The 2,139-nt window shown below is 46.7% G+C and carries 1 protein-coding gene; it reads left to right on the forward strand.

All coding sequences use genetic code 11. The features are described from left to right. The first annotated feature begins 417 nt into the window (after positions 1–417). The gene (locus HMPREF2565_RS00660; RefSeq protein WP_141745870.1) at positions 418–1,512 is read left to right on the forward strand and encodes a hypothetical protein; all 1,095 of its coding nucleotides are present in this window, start codon (positions 418–420) and stop codon (positions 1,510–1,512) included. The last annotated feature ends 627 nt before the right edge of the window (positions 1,513–2,139 follow it).

Here is a 2,139-nt window from a genome sequence, read left to right on the forward strand (position 1 = left end):
GAGTAAGAAACCGCCGACACCAAACAACAAACCATAACTCAATACACAACAAAGAGAGACCGTTGAAGCATTACTACCGCTTCAACGGTCTCTTTCTTCGTTTTCAAGGTCCGCCCCCAACGACACTGGGGGAGCGACCTCAAATCTCCTTGAGTACCACACCTAGGTCCATAACGCTTTGGCACTATCTTTTCGTCACTTTCGGTGCTTTCTCCTCGCGCTGATACTTTCGAGGAACGTATTTCAGCTACACTAATCAAAATGGTTGAATTAGCGTTCGGCGTTGCTTTTTGCGGGTCTACCCCGGGCTACGAGATTCGGTGGACGGATTCGTCGCTCAGTTTTCTAATGTCACGAGCATTGAGTGGTCATTCGTAGAAGTCCAGTTGGAGGTGTCTTGAGGTGCTCTTAAGGAAAATGCTCTCTCCTGCAACTGTAATCAGAGTGAATGTTCTTGTGGATGCATACGTGACTTCATTTCTTGCAGCTTCTGTAGGTTACCTGACAGTAGAATCTGGTCTTGATGGTCAAGGTGCTTTGCATGCGGTGGGCACGGGCATTGTTATTGGGACAATTCTGTCGTTGCCGCTTGCACGTCTCGGAGATGTCGTGGGCGAAGCTAGGGTTCTCGGCTGTGTGCAGATTCTTCAGGTGGTCGCATATGTTGTTCTTGGAATAATCCCTGGTCAAATCCCATTGATGGGTGCTTTGGTTGGAATCTTTTTGCTTGGAAGGTTTGTTTCGCCTCTGAGAGGTGCTCTTCCTCCACGCTACCTGCAAAAAGAGGAGCTAGTTAGTTTCAAAATTGCATTACGAACAGCTACGTTGACTGTCGTTCTACTTGGGACAGCCACCGTATCATGCGTTCTGCTTTTTGATGTCTCGATTCGAACCTTTGCTTCGTTGCTTGGGAGTTTTGGATATTTTATTTGTATCGCCGCGACGCACGTATTGAAGCAAAATCAAGGGGTCGACGTTGTACGCCGAGCTTCATTTCCCGTCAGATTTTCATTGGCAACAGATGTATGGATTTCTTGTCTAAAAGTCTTTGTTACATTCGCAATTATCACAACCGGTTCCGTTCTAGTGCCGTACATACTGGCGTCCAAGGGAAGTAAGCTTAGTTGGTTGCTATTGTGCTCTGTATTTATAGAAATTGCGATCAATTATGTTATCCAGAAGAACTCTCGCTTCAAGAAAGGAGGTAGGGCTTCAAATTTCGCCTTACTCTTGCTGGCAGTTGCTTTGGGGGTGTTCGGCGGGATTCTCTTAGTTAGCAGTGCTGTGCTCTTACAATCAATGATTGTCTTTTCATTAGCCTTGATGGCGGTATTCTGCTTAATTCATACCGCCCGGACGCTCGCAACTATTATGGCTTGGCAGTTTCAGTATGACAAAGGTGATGATAAAGATCGGACATTTGTAGTAGCTATATTTTCGATGGCGTCAGCTTTTGGTATCGGGTTTGCAAATTTAATAGGTGCAAAAATTTACGAAGTAGTAGGTGTGTAAATTTATAGTGAAGGATATCTTCGAAAGCCCGAGAATTAACAGTAGGAATAGACGTGTGCGCTGGTGCCTATGACATGAATCTTGGATGCAGTGCGCACGAGCGCGAACTTCGACGTACCCATGCGCGAGCCTTAGTAGTCCGTCTGGTCGAGTGAATTAGTCTATTGGCAGTGTCGGTGGCCGTCTATTGGAATGGTTTATTTGCGACCAGCGTTTTAGAACACGTGAATGAATGCGGCGGCTAAGGGGGGCAGGTCTTTCAAATCAGCTTGTACTCCTCCTCGATCTGGAATCATTGGTGACCTTCATGAGTGCACTTCTAAGTCTGCGTTCATAGCCCTGAGGACAAGCAATCACACGGGTTCCTGAACCCCATAACCTCGTCATTTAAGGGACTACATGCCTGACGTTTTAAGTCTTTAGCGCTCCCTTAAATCGTCGGCCACCAGCACTGTATTGATAGCGGGATGTCGTTTCCTTTTCGTGCTTTACAACTAGAATGTAGTCGGTATCAACTCTTGGCGGGATAGCGAAGGAGAACGCGATGAGGTTCCCGCAGACTTCGGCTTCTTTTACTCATTCTTATAACCCGGTCTTGGACATGACCCCTGTTTGGTAGACACCTGA

Origin of the sequence: Corynebacterium sp. HMSC072A04 (genome assembly GCF_001809235.1) — a bacterium.
Lineage (GTDB): Bacteria > Actinomycetota > Actinomycetes > Mycobacteriales > Mycobacteriaceae > Corynebacterium > Corynebacterium hiratae.